This window comes from Sphingobium sp. B11D3D (genome assembly GCF_025961755.1).
In the GTDB taxonomy this organism is placed as follows: Bacteria; Pseudomonadota; Alphaproteobacteria; order Sphingomonadales; family Sphingomonadaceae; genus Sphingobium.
Map to the genome: position 1 here is coordinate 258,406 of NZ_JAOQOG010000001.1, position 14,750 is coordinate 273,155.

The following is a 14,750-nucleotide window of genomic DNA, read 5'->3' on the forward strand; positions in this document are numbered from 1 at the left end:
CGGCGGGTTGATGCCGGGCGCCGCGATGTGACATGGTGCGGCTTCGCCCGCCCTGCCACTGCCCGGATCGATGCTCTTGTTTCTTCAGCCTGTCCCCGTCCTGCGCCTGAACCTCATCTTCCTCGCTCTCTTCACCCTGCTGCTGGTTGCGCTGCCCGGCCCGGTGCTTGCGCAAAGCGCGACGAAGCCGACGCCGGGCTTCATCCGCGTGCGGCTGGAGACGGACATGGGCAACATCGTGCTCGCTTTGAACGCCCGCCGCGCGCCCAAGACAGTCGCCAATTTCATGATCTATGTGGATGATGGCCGGCTGGACGGGACGAGCTTCTACCGCGCCTTCCGCCGCAAGAACGATCCCAAGTCGGGCTTCGTCCAGGGCGGGATCGATACCGAGGCGCGGCGGGTCTACTTCCCCACTGTGGAGCTGGAGCCGACCGATCAGACCGGCCTCAAGCATCTCGATGGCACTATTTCCATGGCGCGCCACAAGGAGCCGAATTCGGGTACCGGCAACTTCTCCATTCAGGTCGGCGCCAACCCCACGCTCGATGCAAGGCCGGGCTATGCGGGCTATGCCGCCTTCGGCCAGGTGGTCGCGGGCATGGATGTGGTCAGGCGCATCATGGCGCGCGACACCTGCTGCGGGCGCGGCGTGATGTTCGGCCAGATGATCAAGGACCGCGTCACGATCAAGCGCGCCGTGCGGCTTGATGGCACGGCCAAGCCGAGCGGCGTGGTGAAGCCCTGGCTGGTGAGCCCGCGCGGCGCGGTTCGCTAGCGGCTGAGCAGCGTTCGGGCCTGTCCGGTCAGTTCTGCGACCATAGCGGCAGAGGGTGCCGGGGCCTGCCGGGCGCGCGCAATGAAGTCCGTGAACTTCTCCACCGCAACCTTGTTCTCCGCGAGCCAGCGATCGAGATGCTCCTCGCTCGTCTTCGCGCCGGCGCGGGCCAGGAAGCCGAGCCGCATCTGCTGCAATTCCCGCGCGCTGCCGGCGACCAGCAAGCGCTCCCACGGGTCGCTCGGCGTCATCTGGGCGGCGAGGGCCTGGAGCCAGTCGATACCGAGCAGGCTGCCCAGCCGCGTGAAGGCGGCGGCAACGCTCAGCGCGTCCTGCGGCCCATTCTGCGCGAGCAGGGCAAGGCCGATGGCGCCATCCATCTTCACCAGCATCACGGTCCGTTCGGCCAGCGCATCCGGCACGCCAAGGCTGGTGAGCATGGCTCTCATGGCTTCGGCGGCCTTGAGCGGCTCGGGCTGCAGCAGACTGTCGACCTTGGTCTTGAGCGTGTCGATGGCGCCATCGAGCATCGCTATGGCTTTGTGCGGCGCGATGCCGGTCGGCAAGGAGCGGTGCGCATCGCCGATATGGCCTGCCATCGCGTTGGCGACGCTGCGGTAGAGGGCGAGCCGCGCCTGCTCGGAGAGATCGGCGCTGTCGATATCGTCCCAGAGCTGCCGCACGCCGAACAGGCGCTCGGCGATCACGAAGGCATGGGCGATTTCATCGAGCGAGCAACTGGCTTCCTCGGTGAGGGCAAAGGGCAGGATCACGCCGAGGCGATTGACGATGCGGTTGGCGATCTTGGTGGCGATGATCTCGTCGCGCAGCTGGTGGGCGGCAATCGCATCCCCCTCGCGTTGCTGCATCAGGGGCGGGAAGGCGCCGATCAGGTCGCTTTCCAGTGCGGGATCGCGGGCGAGGTCGCTCTTCTCGATGGCGTCCTGCAGCGTCAGCTTCGCGGTTGAGAAGAGCACGGCCAGTTCCGGCCTTGTCAGCCCCAACCCTTCGCTGGCGCGGCGCATCAGCTCCTCGTCCGGGGCAAGACCTTCCACCTTGCGGTCGAGATGCCCGCCATCCTCCAGCGTGTGGATCAGGTGGACATAGGAGGCGAGGTCTGCGCTCCCCCCCTGCTCCGCAATGGAGAGGCCGAGTGCCTGCAGGCGGTTATCTTCCAGAACGATGGCGGCGACCTCATCGGTCATGGCCCGCAGCAGGTCATTGCGCGCCTCCTGCGCAAGCCGCCCTTCGGCGACCTCCTTGTTGAGCGCGATCTTGATGTTCACTTCATTATCGGAGCAATCGACGCCCGCGCTATTGTCGATGAAGTCGGTATTGATCCGGCCGCCCTTGAGCGCATAGGCGATGCGCCCGGCCTGGGTGACGCCCAGATTGGCGCCCTCGCCGATTACCTTGGCGCGCACGTCCTCGCCATCCACGCGCAGACGGTCGTTCGCGGTGTCGCCGACCTCGGCGTTGTTCTGGTTGGCGGCCTTGATGTAGGTGCCGATGCCGCCGAACCAGAGCAGATCGGTCTCCGTGCGCAGCAGCGCCGAAATCAGCGCCGCCGGCTCCATGGCCGTCTGGTCGGTGCCGACCAACGCCTGCATCTGCGGGCTGAGCGGGATGCTCTTTTCGCTGCGGGCGAACACGCCGCCGCCTTCGCTGATGAGGCTTTCCTTGTAATCCGCCCAGCTTGAGCGCGGCAGCTTGAACAGGCGCTGGCGCTCCTTCCAACTGGCGGATGCATCGGGGTCGGGATCGATGAAGATATGGCGGTGGTCGAACGCCGCGACCAGGCGGATGCTCTTGCTGAGCAGCATGCCGTTGCCGAACACGTCGCCGGACATGTCGCCCACGCCGATCACCCGCACCGGGTTCTTCTGAAGGTCGACGCCCATTTCCGCGAAATGGCGCTGGACGCTGATCCACGCTCCGCGCGCGGTGATGCCCATCGCCTTGTGGTCATAGCCGTTGGAGCCGCCGCTGGCGAACGCATCGCCTAGCCAGAAATCATGATCGATGGCGATGGCATTGGCGACGTCCGAGAAACTCGCCGTGCCCTTGTCGGCCGCCACCACGAAATAGGGGTCGGCGCCGTCGCGGATGACCATGCCCTTTGGGTGCACGGTCTTGCCCTTGACGATATTGTCGGTGACGGAGAGCAGCGCCCGGATGAACACGCGGTAGCTCTCGGTGCCTTCGGCCAGCCACGCATCGCGGTCGCTTGCCGGGTTGGGCAGCATCTTGGGGTAGAAGCCGCCCTTGGCGCCAGTCGGCACGATCACCGCATTCTTCACCCGCTGGGCTTTCATCAGCCCCAGGATTTCGGTGCGGAAGTCGTCGCGCCGGTCGGACCAGCGCAGCCCGCCGCGGGCGATGCGCCCGGTGCGCAGGTGGATGCCTTCGACGCGCGGCGAATAGACCCAGATCTCGCGCCATGGCAGCGGTTTAGGCAGGCCGGGCACCAGCGCGCTATCCAGCTTGAAGGCCAGCGCCTCCTGCGCGGCCGGGGTGAAGGCATTGGTCCGCAGCGTGGCGTTGACCACCGCACGGTAGAGCCGCAGGATGCGGTCTTCATCGAGGCCCTTGACGCCTTCGAGTGCGGTGTCGATGGCGGCATTGATCGTCGCGGCGTCGTCAGCATCCTTGCCGCGCGCGGGATCGTGCAGCGCGAAGAACAGGTCCACGATCTGGCGGGCGATATGCGCCTCGCGCCGCAGTGTTTCGACGACGGTCAAAAGGCCGTAGGCAAGGCCGGTCTGGCGCAGATAGCGGAAGATGGCGCGCAGGAAGACGATGTCGCGCGGCCCCAGCTGCGCCGTGACGATGAGTTCGGCAAAGCGATCATTCTCCGCCCGGCCCTCCAGCACGGCATCGAGCGCCTCGCTGACAATTGCCGCGCGGTCCAGTACCTCGGCGGCCGGGCCGCCATCCTGCCGCTCGAGGGTGAAGCGCTGGATATGGCCGAGCGACCCCTCCGAGCCCGCGCTGGTGCTGCGCTCCTCCAGCACCCGGAAGCCGAAATTCTCGAACGCCGGCACCGCTTCGGACAGAACGAGCGGTTCAAGCGAATAGATCTTCACGCGCAGCTGGTGGTCGCCATCCTGCGCGATGCGGTAGAAGCGCACGCTGCGATCATCGGGGCCGGTGAGCTGGTGCAGCGCCAGCACGTCCCGGGCGGCTTCGTCCGGCCCGGCGCTTTCCCGGTAGGACATCGGGAAGGTGGGCGCATAACGCTGGGCGAGCACGGCGGCGCGTGAGCTTTCGCCAAGCTCGATCAGGCCCTGTTCCACGGCGGGGGTCCAGCCGCGCAGCAGTTGCGCGATCTGCAGGTCCAGCGCCTCGGCATCGGGCACCTGTCCTTCATCACGCAGGTCGAAGGTGAAGCGCACCAGCGCCAGCCCGCTTTCCTCCAGCGCGATGGACCAGCCGAGCAGGCTGGCGTGCGCCGCCGAGGCGATCAGCGCGGAGATACCTTCGCGGCGGCTGGTCGAGAGGTCGTCGCGCATCATCCAGACGAAGGCGAAGAGATGCCGCCCCAGCACATCGCTCACCAGCTCCAGCTTGGGGCGGGGCCGGTCGGCCAGCGACATGGCGGTGAGCGTGATGCGATCACGGTCCTGCGCGCTGAACGCCAGCATCAGGTCGTGCGGCAGGGCGGTGAGGGCGTGCACCAGCGATTTGCCGGCATGACCGGAGGGATTGTAGCCGAACCGCGCCATCAATCCCGAAAGTGTGTCGCGCAGGATGGGCACATCCTCCGGCGCGGTGGCGAGCGCTGCGCTCGTCCACAGGCCGGCATGGATGGAAATGGCGGTGATCTTGCCCTCTTCCCGCACCGGCACGAGGAACAGGTCGATCAGCACATGGCGATGGACCTTGGCCATCATGTTGGATTTGAGGATCAGTGGCCCGGCATGGCCAGACTCGAACCAGGCCAGGGCGGCAGCGGCGGACTGGTCCGAAAGCACGGGGCTTTCGGCAGCCCGGCAAATGCCCTTGCGCCGGCTTGGCTGGGCATTCGGCGTCCAAAGCTCGTGCCCCAATTGGGTGAGATTGCCCTTGAGCAGCCAGCGCAGAAAGTCGCCGCCTTCGCCGGCGCCCAGGCGATTGGCATCGCCATTGAGCGCGTCGATCATCGCCCGCCAGTCGCTCACCGCCGCGCGGACGTGGCACAGGGTTTCCTCCAGCGCCCGACAAAGCTCCCGCCGACCGCGCGCGTCGATGCGGTCGGTCTCGATATAAATCAGCGATTCGCGGACGGCGCCGTCCTCATCGCCAATGGCCAGCAACCCGCCGTCCTCGTTACGCCGCACCGGGAGAATCGGGTGGGCGAGCACGTGGATCACCAGATCGGCCTGGCTCAGGCAATTGCCGATGCTGTCGACAAGAAAGGGCATGTCGGCGTTGATGATGGCGATGCGCTGCCGCCGGCTCGCGGCGCCGGCACTGCGCTCATCGGTCAGGCTGTCGATGAGGATGGCGCTCTCGCCATCCTTGCGCATTGCGGCGGCTTCCAGCACGAAGCGCGCCGCGTCGCTCCATTGGTCCGGTTGGGGCGATTGCTGCTCGCTTTCGAGCACGCCCTTGGCCAGTGCCTCCGCGATGGCTGCTGTCAGCGCGTCGTCGCGATTGGTCTTGATGGTCATGGACATCCTCTTCCACTTGTGCCGGCCCTTGTCTGCCTAACGCACATCTGTGGAAGCAGTGTCGGGCCTGTGTGGTTAAACCCCGCCGGCAGGGTCCGCAACCGGACCATTGCACGGCCTGCTTATGCTCCGCGCCTGCTCAGGATGCCGGAAGGGCCTTGGCTGCTTTCGTCAGAACCCGTTCGGCCAGCTGGTCGGCGCCGTCGAGCGCTGCGACCATGGCAAGTGAGCCATCGGCCTCTCGCCGCATGATCACCACGGCCAGCCCTTCGCCGTCCATGGCCAATTGATCGGCGGGGAGGGCAGGGGCATGCTTCAGCACCCGGCGGGAGCGCGCGACGGCCTTGTGCGGCTCTTTGGGAGCTTCGTTGCGGCGCGCCGCGCGGACCTGCGCCACCACGCCCTTGAGGCCGCCCACCGTGGCATGAAGATGCGCGATCAGGGCGCCCGGCTGCATCCGCGCGTCGAGCGCGAACTGGATGGCGCAGACGAACTCGGCCAAGCGTGTCTTGTCATAGTGTGTGCCGAAGACCAGCTTTACCAGCGCGGTCAGCGGGCTGCGGGGCTGCACGGCTATGCCGGAGTCGGCGAGCAGCGCGGCATAATCCTCCGTCCGGACGGCGGCGACCTGCGCCAGCGCATGCGCGAGCCCGACCGCCCGGTAGAGCGCGTGGCGTGTCCGCCCCTCCTGGGCATGGGCCGCCATGGCGGCATCGCGCGCCAGGGCCAGCATGTCCGCCAAGGCCGTGTCGTGGTCCGGCAGGGTGATCGTCTCGCCGGTCAGGTCCAGCGCATCGTCGGTCGGCACGTCTTCGGCGAAATCGGTCACGGACGCAGCCGCGATCGTCTGCGCGGAGGGGCCATCGGCCCAGATGGCGGTGGCGTCGGTCGTCCTCACACGCACCGGAGAGGCGGCCTCGGCCTGCGCGATGATGCTTTCGGTCAGCGCATCCGTCGCGACCTCTTTCCAGTTGATCACGCCGTAGACGAAGTCGATCGCGTCGTCGCGGGTCGAGAAGGGCATCATGATGCCGCGATACATGACCTCGGTGCCGCGCTGGTTGGTGAACTCCGCCTCGAACCCGATCGGCGCGGCGTTGGCCACGATCTGCAGATAATGGTCGGTCAGGCGGGAGAGCAATGTGCGCGCCGGCACCTGGCTGGCCCGGCGTACGGAGGTGTCGATATCGCACTGCGCGGCCAGAGCGGGGCCGATGAAGGCAATGGTCGGATCCTCGACGCCCGCCGTGAAGTCCAGCAGCACGCTGTGCGAACCGAAATCCTGAAGTTCCTCGGGATTGAGATCCTCGATGCTCGGCAGCGAACGATCGCGCAGCAGCGAAGACCAGTAATTATAGGCGCGGATGTGCATGCGCCGCTCGTCGAAGCGGACGAGCGGAGGGGCATCCATGGCTTCGTCCAGCGTGGTGACCGCGTCGGCCTGGCTGTGATGTACGTCCATTCGAGGATTCGCCTGTGGTCGCGTGCAAGGGGCGAACCCTGCGCCATGAAGGGTAAAGGCCCGGTAAAGGCACCAAATATCGCCGCCGGCCCGCGCGATACCACAGGCGAAAACGCGATCGGCGCTTGCCATGCCCGGCACACGCTGATAAGCGCCCCGCCTGCATGATCGTGTGCCGCACTGGACACGCATCATGATGATCGCCGGTTTGCCGGCGAGCCGGAGCCGCTTTAGCTCAGCCGGTAGAGCATCGCATTCGTAATGCGAGGGTCAGGTGTTCGAGTCACCTAAGCGGCACCATTTTTCCCAACGGGTGATATCCCCAGCTGATCGCCACGCATCTGGGTCTGGCGACAGTCCGCTTGACTTGCTGGAAAATGTTCCTGAAATGTTCTCATCTCAAGGTGGAGGTGGGGCGAATGATCGAGTTATCGGAGGACGGATGGCGACATGCCCTTTCGGCATGGTTGCCCAAGGGCAAAGTGCCTTCGTTGCGGGAACACGGCGATAGAGTGTAAGTTCAATCCTTGGCATGATCCGGAAGATGGCTGGTTCACTTTTGCCGGATCAGGACATTATTATGGCGGAGAACGGCCTAGGCCAGTGTCTTGTACGCCAAGCGGCTCTTGGCAAAGTTTCCGCGTTACGCCGTCTGCGCGGAACCGTCCCTCGCCCATCTCATGAGCCGCCGCAGATCGGCTGGGTTAAGGAAAACCTCGGTCGCGGAACGCTGGCGAAGCGATATAATGATGCCGCGACGGGCGCGCGGCCCGGTCAGGCGCCCACGTTGATGCGGACGATGCCGGATGGCTCGGGACGCCGGGTCAAGTTTGATGGCGTGCAGGGCGACTATGTGATCGACCGAAAGTTCAGGGTCGTGAACCGTCCCAGGGCGCGTGCCCAGTTGTTGCGACAGTCAGAAGCACTAGCGCATAATCGCGCCATTGGAACTTGGGAAGTGCCCATTGAAGCCGAGCGAATCGCTGCGCTAAAGCTGTTTAAAGAGATGAAGATCACGAACATCAAGGTGAGGGTGGTGAAGCCATGAGTGTGCTAGGGGTGGCGCGGATCATCGCTGATTTCATATTGTTTCTCGATCTCACCGATGATGAGGTTCTTGATCCTGATGCAGCTGTCCTCATGATGGAGGATATGGCAGCGAGGCTTCAAGATTTGGACAAAGCTTTCCTTCGAGAGCTGGTCGACGCATTTCCTACGATCGCCTCAGAATATAGCGGCGAGGCCCAAAAATTGGTGTTCGACATACCCTATAGCTTCTACCTTGAGGAAGCGCTTGCCGCCGGTGATCCGGTGAGGTTGGCCGAACTGGAAGCGCTCCGCGACGCGAGGGATTGAACGTCCGGTTTCAGGGCGGGTTGAGCGTCACCTATGCCGACGGCTTTGTGCTTCATCGCGTGCTGAAGGATGGTTTCCGCAGTTTAGCCTTGCCGGCGAGCGCGACCAACCACGCGAGCGATGTCAGCTTTAGGGGCAGGGTCCCCGATGTGTCGGCAAACCGGGCGATCACCAGCTATTGCGCCAGTCAGAGGCTCTAGCGCATAATCGCTCTATCGGAACCTGGGAAGTTCCAAATGCTCAGGGTATTGCTGCGCTCAAGCTGTTTAAGAAAATGAAAATAACCAACATGAAGGTGAGGGTGGTCAAGCCATGATTGTTGAACAGATCGCGAGAATGATCGCAGATTTTTTTCTGTTCTTGAATATGACTGATGAGGACTTGCTAGATCCTGATGCAGCTGTCCTCATGATGGAGGATATGGCAGCGAGGCTTCAAGATTTGGACAAAGGTTTTCTTCGAGAGCTGGTCGATGCATTTCCTGTGATCGCCTCAGAATATAGCGGCGAGGCCCGCAAATTGGTACTCGACATACCCTATAGCTTCTATCTTGAGGAAACGCTTGCCGCCGGCGATCCGGTGAGGCTGGCCGAACTGGAAGCGCTCCGCGACGCGAGGGATTGAACGTCCGATTTAGGCGGCGGTCGTGTCACCCACCTTTCGAAGCCGCCCTATGACGCGTTATCAATATAAACTTCCCCGTGAATTGAGTGCCCATCTTTGTCGTCTGTGGCACCGTTTTTCCCTAACGGCGGGTGTTGTGCCGTCGCCCCGGTCTGGCGGCTGCTCCGACTTCCTTGTCTTTTGAGCGCTTACCCTCGCCGAAGCGGTACGCCGCTCGCCTGCGCGCTTGCTAAGCGCCTGTCCGGCTGGCAGGTTCGGCACCACTCTATTCGACTGGGTGTTGGGGGAACGCGACGGACATGAGCCTGCATCAATCGCCTGCGCGCTATTCGCTTGCCGCGATTATTCTGCATTGGCTGCTGGCTGCCCTGCTGCTCTTTCAGGTGTCGCTGGGTTGGCGGCTGGAGGATCTGGCGGGCCTGCCGCAGTTCGCGGCCTATCAGCTTCACAAGACGATCGGCATCAGCATCCTGCTGCTCAGCGTGGCGCGTCTGGTGATCCGGCTGCTGGTGCCCCGGCCCCGCCCGCTCAACACGAGCCTGCTGCTTGCCGCCCTCGCCGGCGGTGTCCACGCCCTGTTCTATGTGGTGATGATCCTCGGACCGCTCACGGGCTGGATCATCGTCTCGACCTCGGCGATCAAGGTGCCGACATTGCTGTTCGGCGTCATTCCATGGCCGCATCTGCCTGTGAGCGCTGCCCTGCACGACCCGGCGGAAGCCGTGCACAGCCTGCTTGGCTGGCTCCTGGCTGGGCTGGTGATCCTGCATGTCGCGGGAGCACTGCGGCACCACTTTTTGCGCAAGGATATTCTTGGCCGCATGGTGCCTAGCGCCTTGGGCAGACGAGGCGCGCTCAATATGGTGGCGGGTCTCGCGATCGCGGGCGCGCTGACGGCCTTTGCACTGGCCTGGGTGCTGCCGTTCGGCGGCAAGGCCCCGGCGCAAGCGGATGCCGATCTTTCGGCATCAAACGTGGCGGCCGCGGATAATGCGGGTGACCCTGCTGTCAACGCCAGCAACGCAGCCGAAGACGCGGTGGCGGTCAATCAGGCAGCGGCGCCTGCCGATGAGCCCGCCAAGGCGGAGGCGCAGAAGGCCGTCGCCTGGACGGTGCAGCGCGGCGGCACGCTCAATTTCCACACGGCCTATTCCGGCTCCGACATTGAAGGCGGCTTTTCACGCTGGGATGCCGACATTTTGTTCAGCCCGGATGATCTGCCCGGCTCGCGCATCGCCGTGACGGTCGATCTGGCGTCGGTCGACAGTGCCGACAGCCAGCGCGACGACATGCTACGCGGTGACGAGTTCTTCGGCGTGGCGGCGCATCCGCGCGCGACGTTCCGGGCAACGCGCATCACGCATCGCGACGGCAATCGTTACCGCGCGACGGGCACGCTCTCGCTCAACGGGCAGCAAAAGCCGGTAACGCTCGATTTTACGCTGGATATCGACGGAACGGTTGCGCGCGCCCGCGGCACCACGCGCATCGACCGCACGGCCTTCGGCGTTGGAACCGGAGAATGGTCCGACACCAGCACGATTCCGGATGCCGTGACGATCAGCTTCAATTTTCAGGCAAAGCGGGCGGAGTAAGCGGGAGCAGGGCGCGCTCGGGTCGCGCTTGGCCCTTACTTCTTCTTGCCGAAGTCTACCGTCACCACGTTGGAGCCGTCTTCGGCCTGTGCAACCGGCGTATCGTTCTCCGCCATCTCCATGGTTTCGACGGCCTCGCCGCTCTCCATCACCTGGAATTCCAGCGAGAAGTTGACGGCCGGGTCCACGAAGAAGCGCAGCGCCGCGAACGGGATCACCAGATGCGCGGGCACCTGGTTGAAGGTGAGGCCGACCTCGAAGCTGGTATCGGTAACCTTGAGATCCCAGAATTTGTGCTGCAGCACGATAGTCATCTCGTCCGGGAAGCGCTCCGCCAGCCAGGTGGGGATACTCACCCCCGGCGCCTGCGTCTTGAACGTGATGTAGAAATGATGATTGCCCGGCAGGACGCCCGTCAGCGCAATATCCTGCAAAACGCGCCCCGGAATCGCACGCAGCGCCTCCTGCACGATTTCGTCATAGGGAATCAGGCTGTCTGCTGGCTCTTCCGTCATGGCCACAGTCCTAGCGCGGGGGGCTCGCCGGTCAAGCACAGAGCGTTACAGCCGTTAACGGTCGAGAAGCGCATTGCATGGTCCGCCGCGCGCGTTATAGGCCGCAACCATGCGTAGCGCGGAGATCAGGCGGAAAACCGGCGAGACCGATATCGAGGTGAGCGTCAATCTCGATGGGTCCGGCACTTATTCCATTTCGACCGGCATCGGGTTTCTCGACCATATGCTGGAGCAGCTCTCGCGCCATTCGCTGATCGATCTGAGCGTGAAGGCGGTCGGCGATCTGCATATCGACCAGCACCACACCACTGAGGATACCGGCATCGCGGTCGGCGAGGCGATCGCCAAGGCGCTCGGTGATAAGCGCGGCATTGCCCGTTACGGCGAAGCGCATGCGCCGATGGACGAGACGCTGACCCGCGTCGCGCTCGACATTTCCGGCCGGCCCTGGCTGGTCTGGAAGGTCGAGATCCCCATGCACCGGCTGGGCGAGTGGGACACCGAGCTGATCGAGCACTGGTTCCAGAGCTTCGCGCAGTCGGCGGGGATCACCCTGCATGTCGAGAACCTTTATGGCAGCAACAATCACCACATCGTGGAAAGCTGCTTCAAGGCGCTGGCCCGCGCGCTGCGACAGGCGGTGGAGATCGATCCGCGCAAGAGCGATGCGATTCCCTCCACCAAGGGCACGCTGGGCGGCTGACAGTCCATGACCATCGCGCTCATCGATTATGGCGCGGGGAACCTCCACTCCGTGCACAATGCGCTCCGGGCCGCCGGGGCGCATGGCGTCGTCATTACCGCCGATGCCGAGGTGGTGCGCCGGGCCGACCGCATCGTGCTGCCGGGTGTGGGCGCTTTCCGCGCCTGCATCGAGCCGTTGCGCGCGCTGCCGGGCATGATCGAGGCGATGCACGAGGCGGTGTTCGAGGTCGGGCGGCCGTTCCTCGGCATTTGCGTGGGTATGCAGTTGCTGGCCGATGCCGGCGAGGAGTTTGGGCGGCATGAGGGGCTGGGCTGGATTCCGGGCACGGTGCGGCGCATCGAGCGGGACGATCCCGCGATCAAGATCCCGCATATGGGCTGGAACGATGTTGTCGGCGCGCGCGCCCATCCGCTGGTGGAGCCGGGTGAGGCCTATTTTCTGCACAGCTATCATTTCGAGGCGGCGGAGGCGGCGCATGTCGTCGCGACCACCGACCATGGCGGACCGCTGGTGGCGGCGGTCGGCAAGGACAATATTTTGGGCGTCCAGTTCCATCCGGAAAAGAGCCAGGCCTATGGCCTCGCGACCCTCGCCCGTTTTCTGGAGTGGGCGCCATGAGTGAAATTCCGCCGTTCATCGTTTTTCCCGCCATTGATCTCAAGGGCGGGCAGGTCGTTCGCCTGGCCGAGGGCGATATGGACCGGGCGACCGTCTATGGTGACGATCCCGCCGCGCAGGCCTTGATCTGGGCCGAGCAGGGCTCGGATTTCCTGCATGTGGTGGATCTGGACGGCAGCTTTGCCGGCCATGCCGTCAATGGCGCAGCGATTGCGTCCATCGTTCAGGCCTTCCCCGGCCATGTCCAGCTTGGCGGCGGCATTCGCGATCCGCAGGCGGTGCAGGGCTGGTTCGCGCTCGGCGTGTCGCGCGTCGTCATCGGCACGGCGGCGCTCAAGAATCCGCAGTTCGTCAAGGATATGGCGGCGGACTATCCCGGCGGCATCGTCGTTGCGGTGGACGCGCGCGATGGCATGATCGCGACCGATGGCTGGGCCGAGAAGTCTGACATGCCGGTGGTCGATCTGGCCCGCCGCTTCGAGGACGCGGGCGTCGCCTCGCTGCTGTTCACGGATGTGGGCCGCGACGGCCTGCTCAAGGGCGTGAACATCGATGCGACGGTCGAGCTGGCGCGGGCCGTGGACATTCCCGTGATCGCCAGTGGCGGCGTGGCGGATATCTCGGACATTCGGGTGCTCAGCCTCCATGCTGGCGATGGCATCGAGGGCGTGGTGACCGGCCGGGCGCTTTACGATGGTCGGTTGGACCTGCGGGCCGCGATTGCTGTGGCGAATGCCGCGTGAATGTCACGCAGCTACCTCCCGTTCGTGTCGAGCGAAGTCGAGACACGCGAGGACAGTGGTGGCCGTGTCTCGACTTCGCTCGACACGAACGGATGTGAGGATTTAGTCCAGTGACCGTCCGCACCCGCATCATTCCCTGTCTCGATGTCGCCAATGGCCGCGTGGTCAAGGGCGTGAACTTCGTCGACCTGCGCGATGCCGGCGATCCGGTCGAGCAGGCCAAGGTCTATGATGCGGCCGGGGCGGATGAACTGTGCTTCCTCGACATCACCGCCAGCCATGAGGATCGCGGCACGCTGCTCGATATCGTCGCGCGCACGGCGGAAGTCTGCTTCATGCCGCTCACCGTCGGCGGTGGCGTGCGCAGCGCGGAGGATGCACGCGCGCTCCTGCTTGCCGGCGCGGACAAGGTCGCCGTGAACAGCGCCGCCGTGTCGCGTCCCGAGGTGGTGAGCGAGATTGCAGATCGGTTCGGCAGCCAGTGCATCGTGGCCTCCGTCGATGCCCGGCGGGTCGGTGAGGGCCGCTGGGAAATCTTCACCCATGGCGGCCGTCGCGCCACCGGCATCGACGCGCTTGCTCACGCGGCGCGGCTTGCGGAGCTTGGCGCGGGCGAATTGCTCGTCACCTCCATGGATGGCGATGGCACGAAGCAGGGCTATGACCTTGCGCTGACCCGCGCCATTGCCGATGCGGTCACCGTGCCGGTCATCGCCAGCGGTGGCGTCGGCACGCTCGATCATCTGGTCGAGGGCGTGACGCAGGGCCATGCCAGCGCGGTGCTCGCGGCCTCCATCTTCCATTTCGGCCAGTACAGCGTGCGTGAGGCGCGGGCAGCATTGGCCGCTGCGGGCATTCCCGTCCGCCATCTCTGAGCGCGGCGTCAGCGGGAAAAGCCATTGACGCCCGGCGGCGCAGCGGCAAGGACAAGCGCTATGGACAGCCTCTTCCGCCTCGAACAGACCATCCTCGCCCGGCGCGAGGCCGATCCCGACAGTTCCTATGTCGCCCGCCTGCGCGCCAAGGGGCTGGGCAAGATGACGCAGAAATTCGGCGAGGAAGCGGTCGAAACGGTGATCGCCGCGCTGAGTGAGGACAAGGGGGCCCTGACCGGCGAAGCGGCCGACCTCATGTTCCACCTGCTCGTCCTGCTCGCCGAGCGTGGCGTTACGCTCGGCGATGTCTGCGCCGAGCTGGACCGGCGCGAGGGCGTTTCTGGGCTGGACGAAAAGGCATCGCGCACAAAGGAGTGAGCCATGGCGATCGACCCGACCCTTCCCTATGACGAGAGCAATATCTTCGCGAAGATCCTGCGCGGAGACATCCCCTGCAACAAGGTGTTCGAGGACGATCATGTCCTCGCCTTTCACGACATCGCCCCGCAGGCGCCGACGCACATTCTCGTGATTCCCAAGGGCGCCTATGTGAGCTGGGATGATTTCTCGGCCCGTGCGAGCGAGGGCGAGATCGCGGCATTCGTGCGCGCGGTCGGCGCGATTGCCCGCGAGGCGGGGCTGGTGGAGCCGGGCTATCGCCTGCTCGCCAATGTCGGCGCGCATGGCGGGCAGGAAGTGCCTCATCTGCACGTTCATCTGTTCGGCGGACGCGCGCTGGGGCCGATGCTGGCGCGCTGAGCGCGGTTTGCCTGCCCGCGACGCCTTCCCCTGTCGCAAGCCCCTTGCGCGTCGCCGATAAGCCTAT

Annotated in this window: 14 protein-coding genes and 1 tRNA gene; 12 read left to right on the forward strand and 3 right to left on the reverse strand. The window is 64.9% G+C overall.

The annotated features are described in order from the left end of the window. The first annotated feature begins 70 nt into the window (after positions 1 to 70). Positions 71 to 778 carry a peptidylprolyl isomerase gene (locus M2334_RS01260; RefSeq protein WP_264573930.1) on the forward strand — a complete coding sequence of 236 codons (708 nt, stop codon included), beginning with the start codon at positions 71 to 73 and terminating at the stop codon, positions 776 to 778. Here the strand turns inward: M2334_RS01260 and M2334_RS01265 are convergent. Together M2334_RS01265 and M2334_RS01270 are read right to left on the reverse strand one after the other, a co-directional pair. After that, positions 775 to 5,430, reverse strand: coding sequence for an NAD-glutamate dehydrogenase (locus M2334_RS01265; protein WP_413716424.1), 4,656 nt, complete (start codon positions 5,428 to 5,430; stop codon positions 775 to 777). The two genes, M2334_RS01260 and M2334_RS01265, sit on opposite strands and share 4 nt — an antisense overlap. A 139-nt stretch (positions 5,431 to 5,569) precedes the next feature. Continuing rightward, positions 5,570 to 6,892 (reverse strand): hypothetical protein, encoded by a 1,323-nt coding sequence (locus M2334_RS01270; protein ID WP_264604599.1) that lies wholly within the window; start codon positions 6,890 to 6,892, stop codon positions 5,570 to 5,572. Positions 6,893 to 7,116: 224 nt separating this feature from the next. Here M2334_RS01270 and M2334_RS01275 point away from each other — a divergent pair. The 5 genes from M2334_RS01275 to M2334_RS01295 all read left to right on the forward strand — a co-directional run bounded on the left by M2334_RS01275 (position 7,117) and on the right by M2334_RS01295 (position 10,467). After that, positions 7,117 to 7,192, forward strand: a tRNA-Thr gene (locus tag M2334_RS01275). 244 nt (positions 7,193 to 7,436) lie between these two features. Beyond that, a complete protein-coding gene (locus tag M2334_RS01280; protein WP_264593594.1) occupies positions 7,437 to 7,940 on the forward strand; it encodes a hypothetical protein in 504 nt (167 codons plus the stop codon). A gap of 11 nt (positions 7,941 to 7,951) precedes the next feature. Further along, positions 7,952 to 8,248 (forward strand): hypothetical protein, encoded by a 297-nt coding sequence (locus tag M2334_RS01285; RefSeq protein ID WP_264604600.1) that lies wholly within the window; start codon positions 7,952 to 7,954, stop codon positions 8,246 to 8,248. 312 nt (positions 8,249 to 8,560) lie between these two features. After that, positions 8,561 to 8,872, forward strand: coding sequence for a hypothetical protein (locus M2334_RS01290; protein ID WP_264604601.1), 312 nt, complete (start codon positions 8,561 to 8,563; stop codon positions 8,870 to 8,872). Between the two features lie 299 nt (positions 8,873 to 9,171). Next, on the forward strand, positions 9,172 to 10,467 hold the full coding sequence (locus M2334_RS01295; RefSeq protein WP_264604602.1) for a YceI family protein: 1,296 nt from the start codon (positions 9,172 to 9,174) through the stop codon (positions 10,465 to 10,467). Positions 10,468 to 10,502: 35 nt separating this feature from the next. Here M2334_RS01295 and M2334_RS01300 read toward each other — a convergent pair whose 3' ends face one another. After that, positions 10,503 to 10,982 (reverse strand): SspB family protein, encoded by a 480-nt coding sequence (locus M2334_RS01300; RefSeq protein WP_181561177.1) that lies wholly within the window; start codon positions 10,980 to 10,982, stop codon positions 10,503 to 10,505. A gap of 109 nt (positions 10,983 to 11,091) precedes the next feature. On the opposite strand from M2334_RS01300, the gene hisB reads away from it, so the two are divergent. The 6 genes from hisB (at position 11,092) to M2334_RS01330 (ending at position 14,683) form a co-directional block, all read left to right on the forward strand. Continuing rightward, a complete protein-coding gene (gene hisB, locus M2334_RS01305; protein WP_264577112.1) occupies positions 11,092 to 11,685 on the forward strand; it encodes an imidazoleglycerol-phosphate dehydratase HisB in 594 nt (197 codons plus the stop codon). Between the two features lie 6 nt (positions 11,686 to 11,691). Next, positions 11,692 to 12,306, forward strand: coding sequence for an imidazole glycerol phosphate synthase subunit HisH (gene hisH, locus M2334_RS01310; protein WP_264577657.1), 615 nt, complete (start codon positions 11,692 to 11,694; stop codon positions 12,304 to 12,306). After that, entirely contained in the window at positions 12,303 to 13,049 is a 747-nt protein-coding gene (gene hisA, locus M2334_RS01315) for a 1-(5-phosphoribosyl)-5-[(5-phosphoribosylamino)methylideneamino]imidazole-4-carboxamide isomerase (RefSeq protein ID WP_264577114.1), read from the forward strand. Before hisH ends, hisA begins: the two co-directional genes overlap by 4 nt. A 110-nt stretch (positions 13,050 to 13,159) precedes the next feature. Further along, positions 13,160 to 13,924 (forward strand): imidazole glycerol phosphate synthase subunit HisF, encoded by a 765-nt coding sequence (gene hisF, locus M2334_RS01320; protein ID WP_264604603.1) that lies wholly within the window; start codon positions 13,160 to 13,162, stop codon positions 13,922 to 13,924. Between the two features lie 60 nt (positions 13,925 to 13,984). After that, positions 13,985 to 14,302 carry a phosphoribosyl-ATP diphosphatase gene (locus M2334_RS01325; protein WP_264604604.1) on the forward strand — a complete coding sequence of 106 codons (318 nt, stop codon included), beginning with the start codon at positions 13,985 to 13,987 and terminating at the stop codon, positions 14,300 to 14,302. Positions 14,303 to 14,305: 3 nt separating this feature from the next. Continuing rightward, a complete protein-coding gene (locus M2334_RS01330; RefSeq protein ID WP_264604605.1) occupies positions 14,306 to 14,683 on the forward strand; it encodes a histidine triad nucleotide-binding protein in 378 nt (125 codons plus the stop codon). Positions 14,684 to 14,750 lie beyond the last annotated feature (67 nt).

Bases quoted from the DNA above. Each gene is read 5' to 3' on its own strand.
- M2334_RS01260 (WP_264573930.1), top strand. From the start codon at position 71: ATGCTCTTGTTTCTTCAGCCTGTCCCCGTCCTGCGCCTGAACCTCATC.
- M2334_RS01265 (WP_413716424.1), bottom strand. From the start codon at position 5,430: ATGACCATCAAGACCAATCGCGACGACGCGCTGACAGCAGCCATCGCG.
- M2334_RS01270 (WP_264604599.1), bottom strand. From the start codon at position 6,892: ATGGACGTACATCACAGCCAGGCCGACGCGGTCACCACGCTGGACGAA.
- M2334_RS01280 (WP_264593594.1), top strand. From the start codon at position 7,437: ATGGCTGGTTCACTTTTGCCGGATCAGGACATTATTATGGCGGAGAAC.
- M2334_RS01290 (WP_264604601.1), top strand. From the start codon at position 8,561: ATGATTGTTGAACAGATCGCGAGAATGATCGCAGATTTTTTTCTGTTC.
- M2334_RS01295 (WP_264604602.1), top strand. From the start codon at position 9,172: ATGAGCCTGCATCAATCGCCTGCGCGCTATTCGCTTGCCGCGATTATT.
- M2334_RS01300 (WP_181561177.1), bottom strand. From the start codon at position 10,982: ATGACGGAAGAGCCAGCAGACAGCCTGATTCCCTATGACGAAATCGTG.
- hisB (WP_264577112.1), top strand. From the start codon at position 11,092: ATGCGTAGCGCGGAGATCAGGCGGAAAACCGGCGAGACCGATATCGAG.
- hisH (WP_264577657.1), top strand. From the start codon at position 11,692: ATGACCATCGCGCTCATCGATTATGGCGCGGGGAACCTCCACTCCGTG.
- hisA (WP_264577114.1), top strand. From the start codon at position 12,303: ATGAGTGAAATTCCGCCGTTCATCGTTTTTCCCGCCATTGATCTCAAG.
- M2334_RS01325 (WP_264604604.1), top strand. From the start codon at position 13,985: ATGGACAGCCTCTTCCGCCTCGAACAGACCATCCTCGCCCGGCGCGAG.
- M2334_RS01330 (WP_264604605.1), top strand. From the start codon at position 14,306: ATGGCGATCGACCCGACCCTTCCCTATGACGAGAGCAATATCTTCGCG.